The following is a 16,581-nucleotide window of genomic DNA, read 5'->3' as shown; positions in this document are numbered from 1 at the left end:
ATCTTGGCGGTGACTTTACCGCCAAGATGGCGGCGTTACGCAAAGTGTACCCTAATTAGCCATTAGCCATTAGCTATTAGCCATTAACCACTATAAAAAAACCTAAATTACCCGTTCCGCCAATTCTAACCAACGTTCAGTACCAATCTCAATCGCGTGGGTTAATTCTGCTAAACGATCCGAAAGTTTCTGTACCTCTGTGAAACCACCAGGAGGATTTTGATAAAGTACCTTTTCAATTTCAGCTTTTTCAGCTTCCATCTGCGGAATTTCCACCTCTAGTTTCTCATATTCACGCTTTTCCTTAAAAGAAAGTTTGCCACTTTTACCAGTTATAGTCGATGTAGAAACAGAGGCTTCTGCTTTTTGTTTTGAGTCTTTAACTTGAGATGCTAAAAGTTTAGCTTCAGTTTCTTCTTCCTGCTTTTTATAATCTAAATAGATTGAATAATTGCCAGGATATAAGCGCAGAGTTCCCCCCGGTTCAAAAGCGAAAACCATATCAATTGTGCGATCGAGAAAATAGCGATCGTGGGATACTACAATTACACAACCATTAAAATCTTCCAGATAGTCTTCTAGTACCGCCAAAGTTTGCACATCTAAATCATTTGTCGGTTCATCTAAAATCAACAAATTCGGCGCACTCATTAACACCCGCAATAGAAATAAACGCCGTCTTTCACCACCAGATAATTTATGAATCGGCGCATATTGTTGATTAGGTTCAAACAAAAATCGCTCTAACATTTGCGAAGCAGTAATAATACTGCCATCTGCTGTTGTCACCAATTCTGCTACACTTTTCAGATATTCAATTACTCGTTGATCTTCATTCATCAGTAGATCGTCTGAGTGCTGATCGAAATACCCAATATGGATAGTAGAACCAATTTCTACCGTACCCGAATCTGGCTTTACCCGTCCGGTAATAATGTCCATCAGAGTAGATTTTCCCGAACCATTACTGCCAATAATACCGATGCGATCTTCAGGAGTAAAATTATAGGTAAAGTCTTTAATTAACGTGCGATTGTTGTAGCCTTTACAGATATTTGTAAGCTCAACAACTTTCTTACCAATGCGACGGCCCGCAGTAGAAATATCAACTTTTCCCTGAGCTTTTTTGAACTCCTGTTCTTGCATTTCCCGAATGCGATCTATCCGGGCTTTTTGCTTGGTACTCCGAGCTTTTGGCCCTTTTTTTAACCATTCTAATTCTCGCCGCAATACGCCTTTATACTTACGCTGCGTACTACTTGCTGATTCTTCAGCAGCGGCTTTTTTTTCTAAGTAGTAAGCATAGTTACCAGAGTAAGCATAAAGATCTCCGCGATCTATTTCTAAAATCCGATTAGTTACGCGATCCAAAAAGTAGCGATCGTGGGTGATTAGTAATAATGCACCGCGATAACGATTTAAATAGTTTTGCAACCACTCAACAGAGAGCGCATCGAGGTGATTAGTAGGTTCATCCATTAGCAATACATCGGGTTCTGACAACAAAGCCGTTGCGAGGGCAATTCGCTTGCGATAGCCGCCAGAAAGGTCGCTAATTTTTGCTTCAAAATCATCAATTCCTAATTTACTAAGAATGAGTTTAGCATTAGTTTCTAGTTCTAAAGCGCCGAGTTCTTCCATGCGTTGAAAAACGATGGAAAGCCGCGCCATAAGTTTTTCTGTATCCCCATGTCCATGAGTTAATTTATCAGAAATTTCTTCATATTCGCGGACAATAGCCATTTTTTCGCCACTGTCGGCAAAGATTTGTTCTAATACAGTATGATTTTCATCTAAATCTGGCTGTTGAGGTAAGTAGGCAATTTTTGCGCCGGAATTAACCCAGATTTCGCCGCTATCAATGGGTTCTAACCCAGCTATCATTTTCAGTAATGTGGATTTACCTGAGCCGTTTGTGCCAATCAGGCCGACTTTATCGCCTTCATCAAGGCTAAAGCTGGCATCTTTGAGGATTTCTTTGATGCCGAAGTCTTTTTTAAGCGATCGGAGCGTAAAGAGTGTCATAAGTACAGGGTATCTATCAGTTATCTATTTTAACGCTGTTTTGGTTGCGAGAGTACGACTATGGAGGGGGACTTGACATATCAAGGCTTTTTGCGATAATTTAGAGCGATAATGGTTCTTAATACTAGAATTTTAATCTAATTAATACCGAAAAAATTATGCTAGTTGTTCCCACTGCTGAGCCAATTCCCCTTATAATTGACGAAAATGGTGCTGTCCGCATTAGCAAAACCCGCGTCACCTTAGATACGGCGATCGCAGCTTTTCTTGAAGGAGCTTCAGCAGAAGAAATTAAGGATCAATACCCATCACTTCAATTGTCCGATATTTATTCTGTAATTGGCTATTACTTACGACATCAAACAGAAGTTGATGCCTATCTTCTAATGCGTCAACAACGTGCTACGGAAATTAGACAGGAAGCAGAAAAGCGTTTTAACCCTATTGGAGTACGCGATCGCCTATTAGCAAGACGCAATATAAATCAGTAAATTAATATGTTGCGATTCTTGGCTGACGAGAACTTCAATAATCAGATTGTTCGTGGTATTCTGCGCCGTAAATCTGATGTAGATATTGTCCGCGTTCAGGATGTTGGTTTACTTGAAGCAGACGATCCAACTGTCTTGGAATGGGCGGCACAAAACAGGCGTTTGGTGCTAACTCACGATGTAGCAACGATGATAACTTTTGCCTATGACCGAATAGAAAGAGGGTTGCCAATGCCTGGATTATTTGAGGTTAGTCGTCGTGTTAATATTGGTTTAGCGATCGAGGAAATCTTGCTGCTAGATGAATGTAGTCTAGAAGGGGAATGGGAAGGGCAAGTAAGATTCTTGCCACTGCGTTAACATTTATAGCATTATCAGTTGCTTTTGAATTTACAACGAAAAAAGCGATCGCAATGTAAAAAGTGTCATATACACTGCGTAAGTCCTGTCTTTATCAATTAGTCGCAGAAGTTAGCGATTTAACTATGGACTTGAGTCTTCTTTTAAGCGATTGTAGCAAGACTTTCGGCGGGAAAAGCTCCCAAATTTGCCAAACTGTTTGGTCGGCATTATTAAAGGCTGAAGCTGGCATTTCAGTATTTTTAAATAATACATTGTTCCCGAAATAGCCGATCGCTTTAAAATGGGGTAGTAAAGCTTTTATCTGTTCCAGCGTGATTTGTCCCTCATAAAGTTCGTCATCTTCATACTCTGTATAAAAATATTTGGTATGAGATAAAGTTTTAAAGGCTCCTCTAATCAAATTCTCCTCCGCACCTTGTACGTCAGCCCAAATTAAGTCAATTTCATCGATAGGATTTTCTTCAAACCAACTATCTAACTTGCGCGTTGGCACTATAACTTTATTTTCAAACTTACACCAAGGATGCACTTCTAAATGATTTTTTGGTGTTTTCAGCGAAGAGGATTGCAGCCACTCTGAATATTCATTAAACCCTTCATAGGAACCACTGCTCTGATAAAATTCTGCTTCTCCATCTACATCTGATATCGCGATCTCATATAATTTGCATCGGGGATCTTTCACTTGACTTTTATGTACTTCTAAGCAGCGAGGATCGGGTTCAAAACAATATAATTGAATGTCGGAAAATTCTCGCAGGAAACCGAGGCTATCTTCACCAGTCGATGTCCCAATTTCTAAAACCACTGGATTATTCTTTTGGAGTAGCTTCCTAACAGTTTGTTTTTTCATCAGTAATTCTTTTATGCTATTTATCGGGAATAATGCCATAAATTAATTACATGGCATTAAAAATAAATCCTACCTGACTTTTTGTCAAGCTTATCGGGATTTTTTTGGGCTAAGCGAGGTCTAGCAATGTAGTAGATCGGAAGTTACAGAATACCAAGAGCGATCGCTCTCTGAAAAGGAAGACGACTTATACAGCAATGGTTTTATTATTAATTATATCCTCTCGGCAAGCATACTGAGTAATGCTACTCTAGTCTCAATACTAATCCTCAATACCCTTAACTTAATCAAACAACAGGAGTCATCAACATGACCGCAAAGAAAATCTTAATGCTAGTCGGCGATTACGTAGAAGACTACGAAGTAATGGTTCCTTTCCAAGCACTACAAATGGTCGGCCACGCAGTCCATGCAGTTTGCCCCGGCAAAAGCGCAGGTCAAACTATTCGCACCGCCATCCACGACTTTGAAGGCGACCAAACTTATAGCGAAAAACCCGGTCACAACTTCACATTAAACGCCAATTTTGATGACATCAATGCCTCGGACTACGATGCTTTAATTATACCCGGAGGTCGCGCCCCCGAATATATCCGCCTTAACGATAAAGTGCTGCAAATTACCCGCTACTTTGCTAATAATAACAAGCCGATCGCATCCATCTGTCACGGATTACAAGTCTTAGCCGCCGCCGGCGTTCTCGAAGGCAAACGCTGCACAGCTTACCCCGCTTGCAGTCCCGATGTCCTTCGGGCCGGAGGCAAATATACCGAAGTTCCCGTCACCGATGCCGTAGTCGATGGCAATCTCGTCACCGCCCCCGCCTGGCCCGCCCATCCTAGCTGGTTGGCTGAATTTCTCAAGGTTTTAGGAACCCGGATAGAACACCCGGAAATGGTAGCCGCCTGAGTTTAAATACCTTGGCGTAGCCTCTGCAACCATCGCCCTTCATACTGCGATGTTAAAAGTTCACCACTCCGCCTGGACGATCGAACCCAGGCGGTTTCACTGCCAAATCATCACGCTTGCTATACCATGAATTGTCTTTACATTGTGATAGATCTAACAATAATTTAAAAATCTTTAAATTATAATTTAGACATAGAACCACTCATCTAATCTCAGGAGAACTTCGCATGAGTCTGATCAAGCAGGTTGAAATCCGAGTTTTAGAATCAATCAAATCGGGAATGGCTGAGTTTTACACGCCCCAATCCAGCCACGAAACGATGTTAGTCCAAATTCCCGCCCATGCACGCGACGATTTATTCGTTCACCACTTCCAAACTGACCAACTCCTTGTCGTGCGCGGTAACTTTGTGTTAGTCGTATTACAGAACCGGAAATATCGCTACATTCCTTTGAGCGATCGCATCCCCGCACTTGTCACAATTCCCCCCGGAGTTCCTCACGCAGCCTTAAGCTTTACCAGCGAACCCTGTTTACTTGTAAACGCAGTTTTACGTCACGGAAAAGCAGACGATCGCGATTATCGCCCCATGAAGCCCCCATTTCCCTACGATTTAGTCGCCGCTCAAGCCATGTTTGACCATTCAATTACCCGTGCAGCATAACATGGCAATCTTAACAATCAAAGTTAAACCTAACTCTAAACAACAAAACATTCAGCAAGAACCTGACGGCAGTTTCAAGGTATCTCTGAAATCTCCTCCCATTGATGGCAAAGCCAATGAAGAATTAATCAAATTGCTGGCGAAAAAATTTGGCATACCCAAATCTCAAATCACCATCAAATCAGGTTTGTCATCTAAAAACAAACTTGTCGAACTACCTCTTCCCCTTTCGGAATAGTCGCCAATCGGAGCATATCTATCTAAAGGGGGAGGATAACAAAGTTTGTTAACTCTTACGATAGGTTATAGAAAGTATAAGGTACCCGTCATGAGTATTGAGAATAGAGCTGAGGCAATTGCCAAAAATATCGAAGGCAAAATACAAGAAGCCGTTAGCGATGTCACGGGAAGCCAGAGAGATAAATTAGAAGGTCAAGCCAAGCAGGATGAAGCAGCAGTAATACACCTGAAAGAAGACCTTAAAGATAAAGCCAAAGAAATTGTCGATAGAGCCTAGAGCTTTGCTTAAAGTAATCAATAGTTGGTAGAAAGGTTTTATCTAGTAAAGATAGTCAGAACGAAGTAGTTGCAGTAACAGGTGAGGATATCCGCAATAAAATCACTGCACAATTGCTTCCTTACCACTAGCTGCAATTGATTTTTCTTACTAGATAAAAATCTTACTTGACAACTGTTCTAGACTCTTATCCCCCAAGTTTCCTGCCTACTCAATCCAGCAAACACAAGAGTTTGCTGGACTTTTTTTTTTCTGTCTTAAATTAACAACATTAGGACTTACGCTCAGGGCTCCAGAAACCGGGTTTTTTAGAGAATCTTTGGGTGAGAGCGAAGTATTTTCGTCAAAAAACCCGGTTTCTTTGGATTGGGTGCGTAATATCATGTCCGGCAAATTACTTACGATCTGTCATTGGGCTGTCATTGCGAGCCAAGCGAAGCGCAGTTGCGAGGAACCAAGCAAGCCCGAAGCAATCCGCAGAGACTAGGCGATTGCTTCGCTGCGCTCGCAATGACAAGTATTTAAGCGGACATGATATAAGTCCTGAACATCCTAATCGACATTCACAGTTAACAGTTAACCGTTAACCGTTAACCAACTTGAGAATCTGAGCCGTAACCGCCAAACTTTCCTCATAAAGCATATCCCGGCCCCAGCGCTGTAAATGCTGAGAAAGTAACTGCTCCGTCTGCTGGTCAAATAATGGCGTGACCTGATTAATCCGGCCAGTCTGAGCTCCGCCGTGAGACTCCATCCGCATACAACCCCCCGTTTCCGAGCAAAGCACCGTACCGCAGTCAGCCTTCTCATTCGTAGAATTCAAACGCAGAGCAATTAAATCACCCTGAACATCACCCGTATCAGCAGTAGGAATAGCAGCCAATTCCGCCTCTATCTGCCGACCTTCGGGCCCTGCGAATTGAATCCGCTTAATTTGGTAGTCTCCCTCCTCCTGTTGAGAAGAAAGCGGATGCCACTGCAAGCGAGAAGCCAACCACCCCAAAAACATTAGCGCTTGACTAGAATTTCCCTTTTCATAATCAATCGTCACCCGGTCAATTTCCCCAATTGCCGCGCGGCGTTCCGGTGGGTCATAAGCCTCAGCAGTCAACTCTTGCCAGGGAGCCAGCCTACGCCAATTGAGGTCAGCAATGGGAATTCCCTGGTCTTTGAGGTTTTGCATTTCCAGTAATTCTGTTTCCGGTTGAGCAAAGCAACTAGAATCTACAATCACCGAACTGCTAGCAGCAGCTAGCCGCTGGAACAAAGCGAGATCCGCATCGGGTGTCGCCTTCCACCAGAGGAACTTCGGCAAATCCTCAATCATCAGAGCCGAAACAATGGCGCTTACCCGTTCCAAAGCCGCCTCCGCTCCCCGCAGCGTAATATATTCGCAGCAGATTAACGTACTGCTACTGCGCTTGTGAACGGGACAGTAAGCCGAAACTTGAGCAGTTACGCCCCGATCTTCCCCCGCAGTTGGACACAAGGCAATAATCCGACAGGGATTAGCAGATGCGATCGCATCTGCTATACCTGTCCCGCTAGCATTTAAACTACTACTAGCAGCCACAGACCCATCTTCAAGACCGCCATTCAAGCTTTTCTTAGTAAAATCTTCCCGCAGTCTCTCCAGCAATTCTGCATTAGTTTTACCAGTTCTCGGCATTCCATAAGCTTTTTGGGCCGCCCTCACTCCAGCCGCAGTTAAGGGGCCACTAATGCCGTCAATCGGGCCTAAGTAAAATCCCAAAGCAGCTAATAACTGCTGAGTTTCTTCAGGTTCATAAACCACAAAAGTAAAGGTTGTTGCCCTAGTAGCAACCGGAAAATCCCCATTATCTCCAGTTTCTCTGTAGCTTTCCCAAATCTGGCTGAGTTCTGCCTCTATCTGATCGATAGAAACATCTTTAGGCGCTTGCAGTGAAACAATTGGAGGAGCTTTAATCGGTGTCATTGTCATAGGTTTTGCATCCTTATGTGCTTACTGATTGCTGATTGCTAATGGCTAATAGCTAATTGCTAATTGCTAATTTGTTACTTAGGAGTTGTGAAATTAAATTTTTCACTCAAAACTCTTTCTTGCCATTAGCGATTAGCGATTAGCCATTAGCGATTAGCTATTAGCCATTAACCATTAGCCATTAGCCATTAGCTATTAGCCATTAACCATTTCTAGACTCTGCGCCACCTGCGGCCATCTCTATTAATTAGCTGTTCTGCTTCCGCCGGCTCCCAAGTACCCGCCTCGTATTGGGGAACGAGAGATGGGTCAGTGGGAGTCTCCCAAGCCGTAAGTGCCGGCGTTACCAAACGCCACGCTTCCTCTACTTCATCAGCACGGGTGAACAAAGTTTGGTCTCCCAGCATACAATCCACCAACAATCTGTCGTAAGCGTCGGAAGAAGTGACTCCAAAGGAAGAACCGTAGCTAAAATCCATATCCACTGTGCGCGTCCGCAAATCTGGCCCCGGCCTTTTACCCTCAAAGCGTAGCGAAATTCCCTCATTGGGGTAAACGCGCATGGTCAGGACGTTGGGACTAGCTTGCTGCGCCGCTGACTGAAAAATCAGCAGGGGTACTTCTCGAAACTGGATGGCAATTTCGCTGATTTTCTTGGGCAAACGTTTGCCAGTTCGCAGGTAGAAAGGAACACCTTGCCATCGCCAGTTATCCACCATAAACTTCATCGCCACATAGGTAGGCGTTCCAGAATTGGGATCTACCCCTGGTTCCTCGCGATAACCGGGGACAGGTTTACCCTTCATCCAGCCAGCAGAATATTGACCGCGAACTGCTGAAAACTCTAGGTTGTTCACATCAGCTAAGCGACTGGCTTGAAGCACTTTCAGCTTTTCTGTGCGGATACTATCAGCGTCTAGGGAATTGGGTGGTTCCATCGCTGTTAGACAGAAAATTTGCATTAAGTGGTTTTGCAACATATCTCGCAAAGCCCCCGCTGATTCGTAGTAACCGGCCCTGTCTTCTACGCCGACAGTTTCCGCTACTGTAATTTGTACGTGGTCAACATAATGGCGGTTCCACAGGGGCTCGAAAATGGCGTTAGCAAACCGGAAAACCATTAAGTTCTGAACGGTTTCTTTACCTAAGTAGTGGTCGATCCGATAAACTTGCTGTTCGGTACAAACATTCTGCACTACTCGGTTGAGGGCTTTAGCGGAACTTAAATCGCGACCAAAGGGTTTTTCGATCACTAAACGCTGCTTACTGGGGTCGCTTAACATTCCCGCCGCTCCCAATTGTCTAATTGCTTCTGGGAAGAAATTGGGAGAAACGGAGAGGTAGAAGACGCGATTGCCCCGCGTCCTTCTCTTTTCGTCGATTTCAGCTAGGAAAACTTTTAATTTTTCATAACTTTCGGGGTTATCAATGTCGCCTGGGAAGTAGTACAAGCCTTGAGCGAAGTCTTTCCAGAAGTCTTCAGGGCCGATCCCCTCGCCAAATTCTTCAATGCCTTGTCGCATTTGTTCGCGGAAGTAGTCGTGACTCCAGGGGCGGCGAGCGACACCTACGACTGTAATTTCTGGGGGCATTCGGCGATCGCGTTTCATTTGATAGATCGCCGGTACCAGTTTGCGCTGCGTCAAGTCTCCAGAAGCTCCGAAGATTACCAGAATTTGGGGATCGGGCATCCGTTCTTGGCGTAGGCCTACCCGTAGCGGATTTTCTAATAGCGTTACCATCTACTTTTTTGCTCCTTCAAAGTTAGTAAATGCTTCCATAGCTTCGAGCCTTGGTAATCTAGCGCGATCGTGAAACTTAGACATTTTCTCGCCCCTAAATCGGGGATGGGATCTTTATCGGGTTTTGAGCGCCAATAGCACTCAAATTTTCCCTTAAGTAGGTGGACATAAATAAATGTAAGGTGGGCGCTCGCCGCAAAAATCTTGTAACTGATAGCTAATATGGTTGAGGCGAGCGCCCACCCTACAAGTTATATCAACGTTTATTTATGTCCACTTACTTGCCCACGTTGCTACAGAGTCGGCAACTAGACGGCGGCCAGCCGCTGAACCTTTTCTTCCAAGGAATTCATCAGCGATTGGAACGGCTGTACAAATTTGTCAATCCCATCTAGGAGTAAGTCTGCCATTACTTTGTCCAGGTCGATCTCGATATCGGGATCTTTGAGGTTGGCAATCAAGTTGTAAGCTTCCTGAACGTTTGTTTCAATCCGGGGTGCAACGTCGCAGTGGTCAAAACAGGCTTCAATTGTGTTCGGTGGTAGAGTATTGACGGTTTCAGGCCCGACTAATTCATCTACATACATGACATCGCTGTAAGCTGGATTTTTAGTCCCAGTAGAAGCCCACAATAACCTTTGCACTTTTGCGCCTTTGGCAGCTAAGGCTTGCCAGCGATCGCTAGCAATAATCTCTTTATATTTCTGGTAAGCAATCTTGGCGTTGGCGATCGCGACTTTCCCCTTTACTGCCTCCAGTTTGGCTTTCATCGAGATATCGGTTACACCTTTGAGTTTCTCGTCAATCTGGCCATCGATGTTGCTATCAATTCGACTCAGGAAGAAACTCGCAACCGAGGAAACCTTGCTGACATCTCCACCTTTGGCGGCGAATGCTTCCAAACCCCGAATGTAAGCCCAAGCGCTATTAACGTAGCTTTCCACCGAAAACAGCAGCGTCACGTTGACATTGATGCCTTCACCAATTACTCGTTCTACCGCCGGCAAACCTTCTGCCGTTCCTGGGATCTTAATCATCACGTTCTCTTTACCGATCGCCTGATAATACCGTAGAGCTTCGCTGATTGTACTTTCTGTATCATTGGCGATCGTTGGCGGTACTTCAATGCTGATGTAACCATCTAAACCCTTGGACTGTTGATAAACTGGGCCAAAGATGTCGCAGGCGTGACGGATATCCTCAAACACCAGAGACTCGTAAATTTCCAGTACCGATTTCTTAGCGCGAATACCTGCTTCAATATCAGCATCGTAAATCGCATTACCCGCGATCGCCTTCTCAAAAATCGCTGGATTAGAAGTAATCCCGCGTACCCCTCGGCTCTCAATCATTTCTTTGAGTTCACCCGACTCAATCAAATTACGAGTCAAGTTGTCCATCCAGATGCTTTGACCGAGTTCTTCAATCTCTAACAGGTGATTCATTACTTTCGCTCCTAATTTGTGAATTGTTAACAGTTAACTGTTAACGGTTAACTGTTAACGGTTAACTGTTAACTGTGAATTGTGAATTGTTAACTGTTAACCATTACTTAGTCAATGTTTCTCAGAGCGCAAGTGCTCTTTAATAAACGACTTCACCAGGTCTACATCTTCTTTGCTACCGATAATTAAGGGGGTGCGCTCGTGCAGTTTGGTCGGCACCACATCCATAATGTCCTCAGTTCCCGTACTTGCCCGCCCGCCAGCTTGCTCGATCAAAAAAGCCAAGGGAGCCGATTCGTAGAGCAAGCGCAATTTACCCTCCGGCTTCTTAACAGTTCCGGGATACAAAAACACGCCACCTTGCAGCAAAATTCGGTGAAAATCTCCCACCAAGGCCCCGCCATAACGAGCTGTATAACCTTCATGGCGGTGTACGTAGCGAATGTAATCCCGGATGGATTCCTCCCACTGCCAAAAGTTACCTTCATTGACACTGTAAATCGGGCCGTGTTCGGGAACCTGGATATTTTCACTCGATAGAATAAACTCCCCCAAACTAGGGTCAAGGGTAAATGAGTGAACTCCCTTACCGATAGAGTAAACTAGCATCGTGCTGGGGCCGTAGAGGACATAGCCAGCAGCAATCTGTTTTCGCCCCTCTTGCAGCAAATCGAGGGCTAATCCGTCCTCATCGCTTCCCTCTTGCTGACGGATGGAGAAAATAGAACCGACATTCAAATTAATGTCGAGGTTTGAGGAGCCATCTAGAGGGTCGTAAAGTAGGCTGTAACGTCCCAAGGGACAATTCTCTGGAATGTAATAAGGTTTCTCCATTTCCTCAGAGGCCAAGCGACAAACTAAGCCGCTTTGCTTGAATACGGAGATAAACACCTCATTTGCATAGAGATCCATTTTTTTGACGGATTCTCCCTGAACGTTCACGGCCCCAGTAAACCCTAAAGCATCTTCCATCAATCCAGCTCTGCTGAGCCTGCGGGCAATTAATTTACCCGCCAGGGCAATTCTATTCATCAGAGCGCTGAGATCCTGAGCGTCTGCTGAGAAGCTGTGGAGTTGCTCTAAGACGTGACGCGATAGAGTCGTGCATTCGCGGTCTAAGGATTCTACCTGTTCGCTCGCACTCAGGTGGGGTTCCCCTATCTGTGCGTTCACCATAATTTGATATCCTCCCTGTCTAGTAGCTCTCAGTTTGGGCGAGCAGGCTTGAGCTCTGCTCTTAAGAGCGGGTTCTCTCTAACTTCTATATTAGGAATGCTTTTCTAAAAGGTGGCTGAACTTTAGGGTAACTTTAGATCCGAGGTGGTTCCCTGGCCGCCGGTGGGTGTTGGGGGCGCTGTTGGGCATGATTCGAGATTACTTTTTATTTTGGCATCTCATCAAAGCACAAGATAATAGAGTCAATTTTGTTTGAGAATACGATGATTGAAGATGTATTTTTTGGGTAACAGTTGGGGGGCTATTCAAATGCTTCTCTTAACACTGTTTGCATCAGGTTTTCTGCTAGTTGTTTTCGGTGTTGGATTTGTGCTTCTAGTTCGTCTATTATTTTCGTTAAATAATCTACTTTTTCTACTATTGCTTTTTGTTCTGCAAGGGGAGGAAGGGGAATAAGAGTAGATGAAAATCTATTGATAGCCATTTTTTGAACAGCAACTTGCTTAGTTTTATCAATAAACTGCGCTTGACAAAACGAACTATCTAAACAGTACCATAAAAATATCTTATTTATAATTAATAAAATTATTTTTGCTGCATTTTCTGTTAGGTTCATACCGTCAAATTTTTCGGGAACTAAACCACATTTGCCAATTGTTGCGCCTACAATTGTCATATAAATATCATCTTTACTTATAGTATATCTTTTTATTCCTTGATATACTTCTTCATCTATATAATGAAGGTCTGAATCATCAATTGTTCCATTCTTCATATCACTTACTCGTATATAAATATAAGGAGTGGGAGTAGTTTTTAATTTATAACCATTAGGAACACGCTTTCCCCCTTTGATGTCGCATATTTCTCCCAAACGACACCAAACCCAACTATCAGGTAAAGAAAACGGGATTTCATCGGGTGAAATTTCGGGGAGAGATTTTTCTTTCTTGAGTTTTCCATCAGCTATTAATTGTTTTTTTTCCGCTTTGATTTTGGCGAGGAGTGCGGCGGCATCGGTGTCTGGATTACCTTTTTGGATTGGGTTTTGTTTACGCCATTCTGCTGTTAATTGACCTGAAATAGCTTCTTGTAAAATCGCCTGTTTTAGTTGAGAAATATATAATTGTTGATTATCAAACTCTCTAATTAATCCCTGATTAAATTTTTGAAGTTTATTAAAAAAAATAATAAAGTCTTTTTGCTGATTAATTGGAGGAAGCGGTACTTCTATTTTTGCAATATCTTTTACTGCCAGAGAGACATTGGCAGCACCTCTCATTAAAGGAACTATTTTTGTATCTTTATAAAAGAATAAATATTGATGTAAAAAAGCAGCATAAATTTCATAATGATTTTTAGGAATAATCGCTGCTAAAATTGTGCCAAGAGCAAATTTACCTTCCTGATAATGAACATAGTTAAGACTTTTTTTACCATGACCACTTGAGGAAACAAGAGGAATACAAACAGCTTGGGTATCGAATTGATAAGTTGCTGATGTTTTCCGTTCTTTTGCAGTTACAACAAGAGGATATTCTCCTGGGGTTACGCTGGCAATTCCTGTTTCACCTTTGATAATATTACAAAGTTCACCAATTGTTTTTTTAGGATATTTTTTCATTAATTAATTCCTGTTTTAAACTATCTAATAATTCATCACTCTTTCTAAAAGAATCATGCAACATTTCCAACAACTCAACCGAACTATAACCCCTTTCAACTTCCGAAATATGGGAATTTTTGACATCTATATTAAAACCATTTTTCTCTAAATCCTCAAAACTTACCCGCCATGCTTGGGGATTTTCCTCCCGTTTATGCCACCATTGTTTTAAAGATTGAAACTCATTTTTATTGATCGGTTTCGTCTTAGAATACGCTTTCACTCCTTCGGGTAATTGATGTTCCCAATACCAGATTTCCTGAGTCGGTTTACCCTTGGTAAAAAATAACAAATTTGTCGCCACAGACGCATAAGGTTGAAACACCGAATTAGGTAAACGGACAATAGTATGTAAATTACAAGACTCTAATAAATGCTGACGAATCCGCGCCTTTACCCCATCCCCCGTTAACGATCCATCAGGTAAAATAATAGCAGCCCGTCCGCCATTATGTAAATACCGCACCATCAACAATAAAAACAAATCTGCGCTTTCTGTAGTACGATAACTCATCGGAAAATTATCCTGTACCCCATCAGTCACCGAAGCCCCAAAAGGAGGGTTAGCTAAAATTATATCCACCCGATCTTTATCAACAATAGAAGTATATTCCCGATTTAAACTATCAGTATATTCAATATTCGGAACTTCGATTTCATGGAGAAATAAATTTGTCACCGCTAACATAAAGGGTAAAGGCTTAAATTCCATCCCCTTAATCGTTTTTTCTAAAGTTACTAAATCCCGTACATCATCCAAACCTTGCTGACGTAAATGATTAATCGCACAGGTTAAAAAACCACCCGTACCACAAGCAGGATCGAGTACAATTTCTCCTAACTGGGGGTTCACCATTTCTGTCATAAATTCAGTTAAAGCGCGAGGCGTGTAAAACTCCCCATAAGCGCCCGCTGTCTGAAGTTCCCGCAAAATAGTTTCGTAAATATCGCCGAATAAATGCCGATCTTCCGAACTTTCAAAATCAATTTCATTGAGACTATTCAACACCTGACGGATAATAGTCCCATTTTTCATATAATTATTAGTACCCTCAAAAATCTCTCGGACAATCATCGCCCGTTTATTCCCGGTGCTAATATCAAGGGATCTCAAAGTGGGAAACAATTCTTGATCGATAAAATTCCGTAATTCATCCCCCGTCATTCCTTCCTTATCCGCCGCCCACTTACACCAGCGCAACCTTTCAGGAATAGGCGATACAAAATCATCCCTAAGCAATTCTAACTCTGAATCACTAGCATCAAGAATTTTGAGAAATAGTAACCAACCTAACTGTTCGATCCGTTGTCCATCGCCAGACACCCCCGGATCTTTCCGCATAAAATTACGCAGACTTTTAATATTACCGCCCAAATTTTTCATTACGCCGCTACTTGATACAATTCACACATCAATTCCCGCAAAGCTGAAACATATTGAGGTTTACCCCCAAATCTTTTGATGATCTCTCCTGGAGATCCAAATTGCTTGAGTGGTTCTAATTTTAGCACAGCAATGTCTTCAATATTTTCGATCCCATCCGTAGCATATTTTTCTAAAAGAGCCTCTAACACCGCTCGCGCCTGTGAGTCATACTTAGTAAAACAATCTCGTTTTTTGACATTTTCTGCCCGTTCCCTGCGAGTCAAAGGGGGACGATCCCAAGCAATATGACAAATCAAATCGAATAAATCCAAATCTTTTTTAATATCCCTCTGTAAATCCTCAACAATAATATCATGTTCTCGCAGTTCTGCAATCAAAGCACTTTTTTTATCGGCTTCATTCCAATAAGCTAAAAATTGATCTAAACTGCTAAATTCTCGCAGCAAGTTCTGTTTAGTATAGTCTTTTAAACTCGTTGTCACCAAATCCCCATTATCATTGAGATATTGAATCCGCTCATTCAAGATTGTTACATCTACCCCAGCAATATAAACTTTCCCCTGTTTTTCTGTAGTAATTTCACCACCAGAAATAATTGTCGGTTTTAGATTTTCAGGAAGAGCATTATTTTGATCGAAATTAACTATTTCGCCCGTCTCCTGATCGATAATTTCCTCGGTGGGATCACCGATAATATTCTCTGGTGTAAATTCCTCATCATCCCGTATTTCCTTAATCATCACCGGATCGCCGTCAAAGGCAAGATCTGAAAATAGATCCGTCACATTTCTAAAATCCATAATCGTGAAAAATCGCTTATCAAATTGTTCATTAATTCTTGTTCCACGTCCAATAATTTGTTTAAATTCGGTCATAGAACGAATATTAGAATCGAGTACAATCAATTTACAGGTTTGAGCATCAACTCCTGTCGTCATTAACTTAGAAGTTGTCGCAATCACCGGATAACTTTCTTCTGGATTAATAAAGTTATCTAATTCCAGTTTACCTTCCTTATCTTCTCCAGTAATTCGCATAACATATTTATAATTTTCCCTGACTAAATCTCCTGCTTCATTGGCGATAGCTTGTCGCATTCTCTCCGCGTGTTCTACATCAACACAAAAAATAATTGTCTTCGAGTAAACATCTGTTTGTCGCAAAAAATCCATCACTCTTTTAGCCACAGCTTGTGTCCTTTCATCAATGACTAAATTCCGGTCAAAATCCTTGAGATTATATAGCCTTTCTCAGAAAGATGAGGTATCCTGTTACTGACACTCACTCGTGAGGGTCTAACAGAGAAGATAAGATCAAATGAACTATAATTACATGGTTCAGTAAAGCCTCGCCTGCGATACCACACATAATAGCATTTT

The 16,581-nt window shown here is 42.6% G+C and carries 15 protein-coding genes; 6 read left to right on the top strand and 9 right to left on the bottom strand.

The annotated features are described in order from the left end of the window. Positions 1–102: 102 nt before the first annotated feature. Positions 103–2,025, bottom strand: coding sequence for an ABC-F family ATP-binding cassette domain-containing protein (locus PN499_RS11975; RefSeq protein ID WP_272032119.1), 1,923 nt, complete (start codon positions 2,023–2,025; stop codon positions 103–105). A 158-nt stretch (positions 2,026–2,183) separates the two neighbouring features. Here PN499_RS11975 and PN499_RS11970 point away from each other — a divergent pair, with 158 nt between their 5' ends. Beyond that, positions 2,184–2,516: a DUF433 domain-containing protein gene (locus PN499_RS11970; protein ID WP_272032118.1), complete on the top strand. Its 333-nt coding sequence runs from the start codon at positions 2,184–2,186 to the stop codon at positions 2,514–2,516. A 6-nt stretch (positions 2,517–2,522) separates the two neighbouring features. Beyond that, on the top strand, positions 2,523–2,876 hold the full coding sequence (locus PN499_RS11965) for a DUF5615 family PIN-like protein (RefSeq protein WP_272032117.1): 354 nt from the start codon (positions 2,523–2,525) through the stop codon (positions 2,874–2,876). 94 nt (positions 2,877–2,970) lie between these two features. Here PN499_RS11965 and PN499_RS11960 read toward each other — a convergent pair whose 3' ends face one another. After that, positions 2,971–3,732 carry an FkbM family methyltransferase gene (locus tag PN499_RS11960; RefSeq protein ID WP_272032116.1) on the bottom strand — a complete coding sequence of 254 codons (762 nt, stop codon included), beginning with the start codon at positions 3,730–3,732 and terminating at the stop codon, positions 2,971–2,973. A 309-nt stretch (positions 3,733–4,041) separates the two neighbouring features. Between PN499_RS11960 and PN499_RS11955 the strand changes: the two genes are divergently transcribed. From PN499_RS11955 to PN499_RS11940, 4 genes are all read left to right on the top strand, one after another. Continuing rightward, entirely contained in the window at positions 4,042–4,641 is a 600-nt protein-coding gene (locus PN499_RS11955; protein WP_272032114.1) for a DJ-1/PfpI family protein, read from the top strand. Positions 4,642–4,868: 227 nt separating this feature from the next. Then, the gene (locus tag PN499_RS11950) at positions 4,869–5,306 is read left to right on the top strand and encodes a cupin domain-containing protein (RefSeq protein ID WP_272032112.1); all 438 of its coding nucleotides are present in this window, start codon (positions 4,869–4,871) and stop codon (positions 5,304–5,306) included. Between the two features lies 1 nt (position 5,307). Continuing rightward, positions 5,308–5,544, top strand: coding sequence for a DUF167 domain-containing protein (locus PN499_RS11945; protein ID WP_272032111.1), 237 nt, complete (start codon positions 5,308–5,310; stop codon positions 5,542–5,544). 90 nt (positions 5,545–5,634) lie between these two features. Then, a complete protein-coding gene (locus tag PN499_RS11940; RefSeq protein ID WP_007355184.1) occupies positions 5,635–5,823 on the top strand; it encodes a CsbD family protein in 189 nt (62 codons plus the stop codon). Positions 5,824–6,406: 583 nt separating this feature from the next. Here PN499_RS11940 and opcA read toward each other — a convergent pair. The 7 genes from opcA to PN499_RS11905 all read right to left on the bottom strand — a co-directional run bounded on the left by opcA (position 6,407) and on the right by PN499_RS11905 (position 16,389). Next, on the bottom strand, positions 6,407–7,786 hold the full coding sequence (gene opcA, locus PN499_RS11935; protein ID WP_272032109.1) for a glucose-6-phosphate dehydrogenase assembly protein OpcA: 1,380 nt from the start codon (positions 7,784–7,786) through the stop codon (positions 6,407–6,409). 212 nt (positions 7,787–7,998) lie between these two features. Next, the gene (gene zwf, locus PN499_RS11930; protein WP_272032108.1) at positions 7,999–9,528 is read right to left on the bottom strand and encodes a glucose-6-phosphate dehydrogenase; all 1,530 of its coding nucleotides are present in this window, start codon (positions 9,526–9,528) and stop codon (positions 7,999–8,001) included. A 308-nt stretch (positions 9,529–9,836) separates the two neighbouring features. Beyond that, positions 9,837–10,973, bottom strand: coding sequence for a transaldolase (gene tal / locus PN499_RS11925; protein ID WP_272032106.1), 1,137 nt, complete (start codon positions 10,971–10,973; stop codon positions 9,837–9,839). Positions 10,974–11,084: 111 nt separating this feature from the next. Beyond that, positions 11,085–12,149 (bottom strand): class 1 fructose-bisphosphatase, encoded by a 1,065-nt coding sequence (fbp, locus tag PN499_RS11920; RefSeq protein WP_272032105.1) that lies wholly within the window; start codon positions 12,147–12,149, stop codon positions 11,085–11,087. A 301-nt stretch (positions 12,150–12,450) separates the two neighbouring features. Beyond that, positions 12,451–13,773, bottom strand: a complete 1,323-nt coding sequence (locus PN499_RS11915) for a restriction endonuclease subunit S (RefSeq protein WP_272032104.1) — start codon at positions 13,771–13,773, stop codon at positions 12,451–12,453. Next, entirely contained in the window at positions 13,757–15,199 is a 1,443-nt protein-coding gene (locus PN499_RS11910; protein ID WP_272032102.1) for a class I SAM-dependent DNA methyltransferase, read from the bottom strand. Before PN499_RS11910 ends, PN499_RS11915 begins: the two co-directional genes overlap by 17 nt. Further along, positions 15,199–16,389 carry a type I restriction-modification enzyme R subunit C-terminal domain-containing protein gene (locus PN499_RS11905; RefSeq protein ID WP_272032101.1) on the bottom strand — a complete coding sequence of 397 codons (1,191 nt, stop codon included), beginning with the start codon at positions 16,387–16,389 and terminating at the stop codon, positions 15,199–15,201. Before PN499_RS11905 ends, PN499_RS11910 begins: the two co-directional genes overlap by 1 nt. Positions 16,390–16,581: the final 192 nt, after the last annotated feature.

Origin of the sequence: Kamptonema animale CS-326 (genome assembly GCF_028330895.1) — a bacterium.
Classification (GTDB): Bacteria; Cyanobacteriota; Cyanobacteriia; order Cyanobacteriales; family Microcoleaceae; genus Kamptonema; species Kamptonema formosum.
The sequence above is the reverse complement of the archived record's forward strand: the minus strand, read 5'-3'. Positions and strand labels throughout refer to the sequence as shown.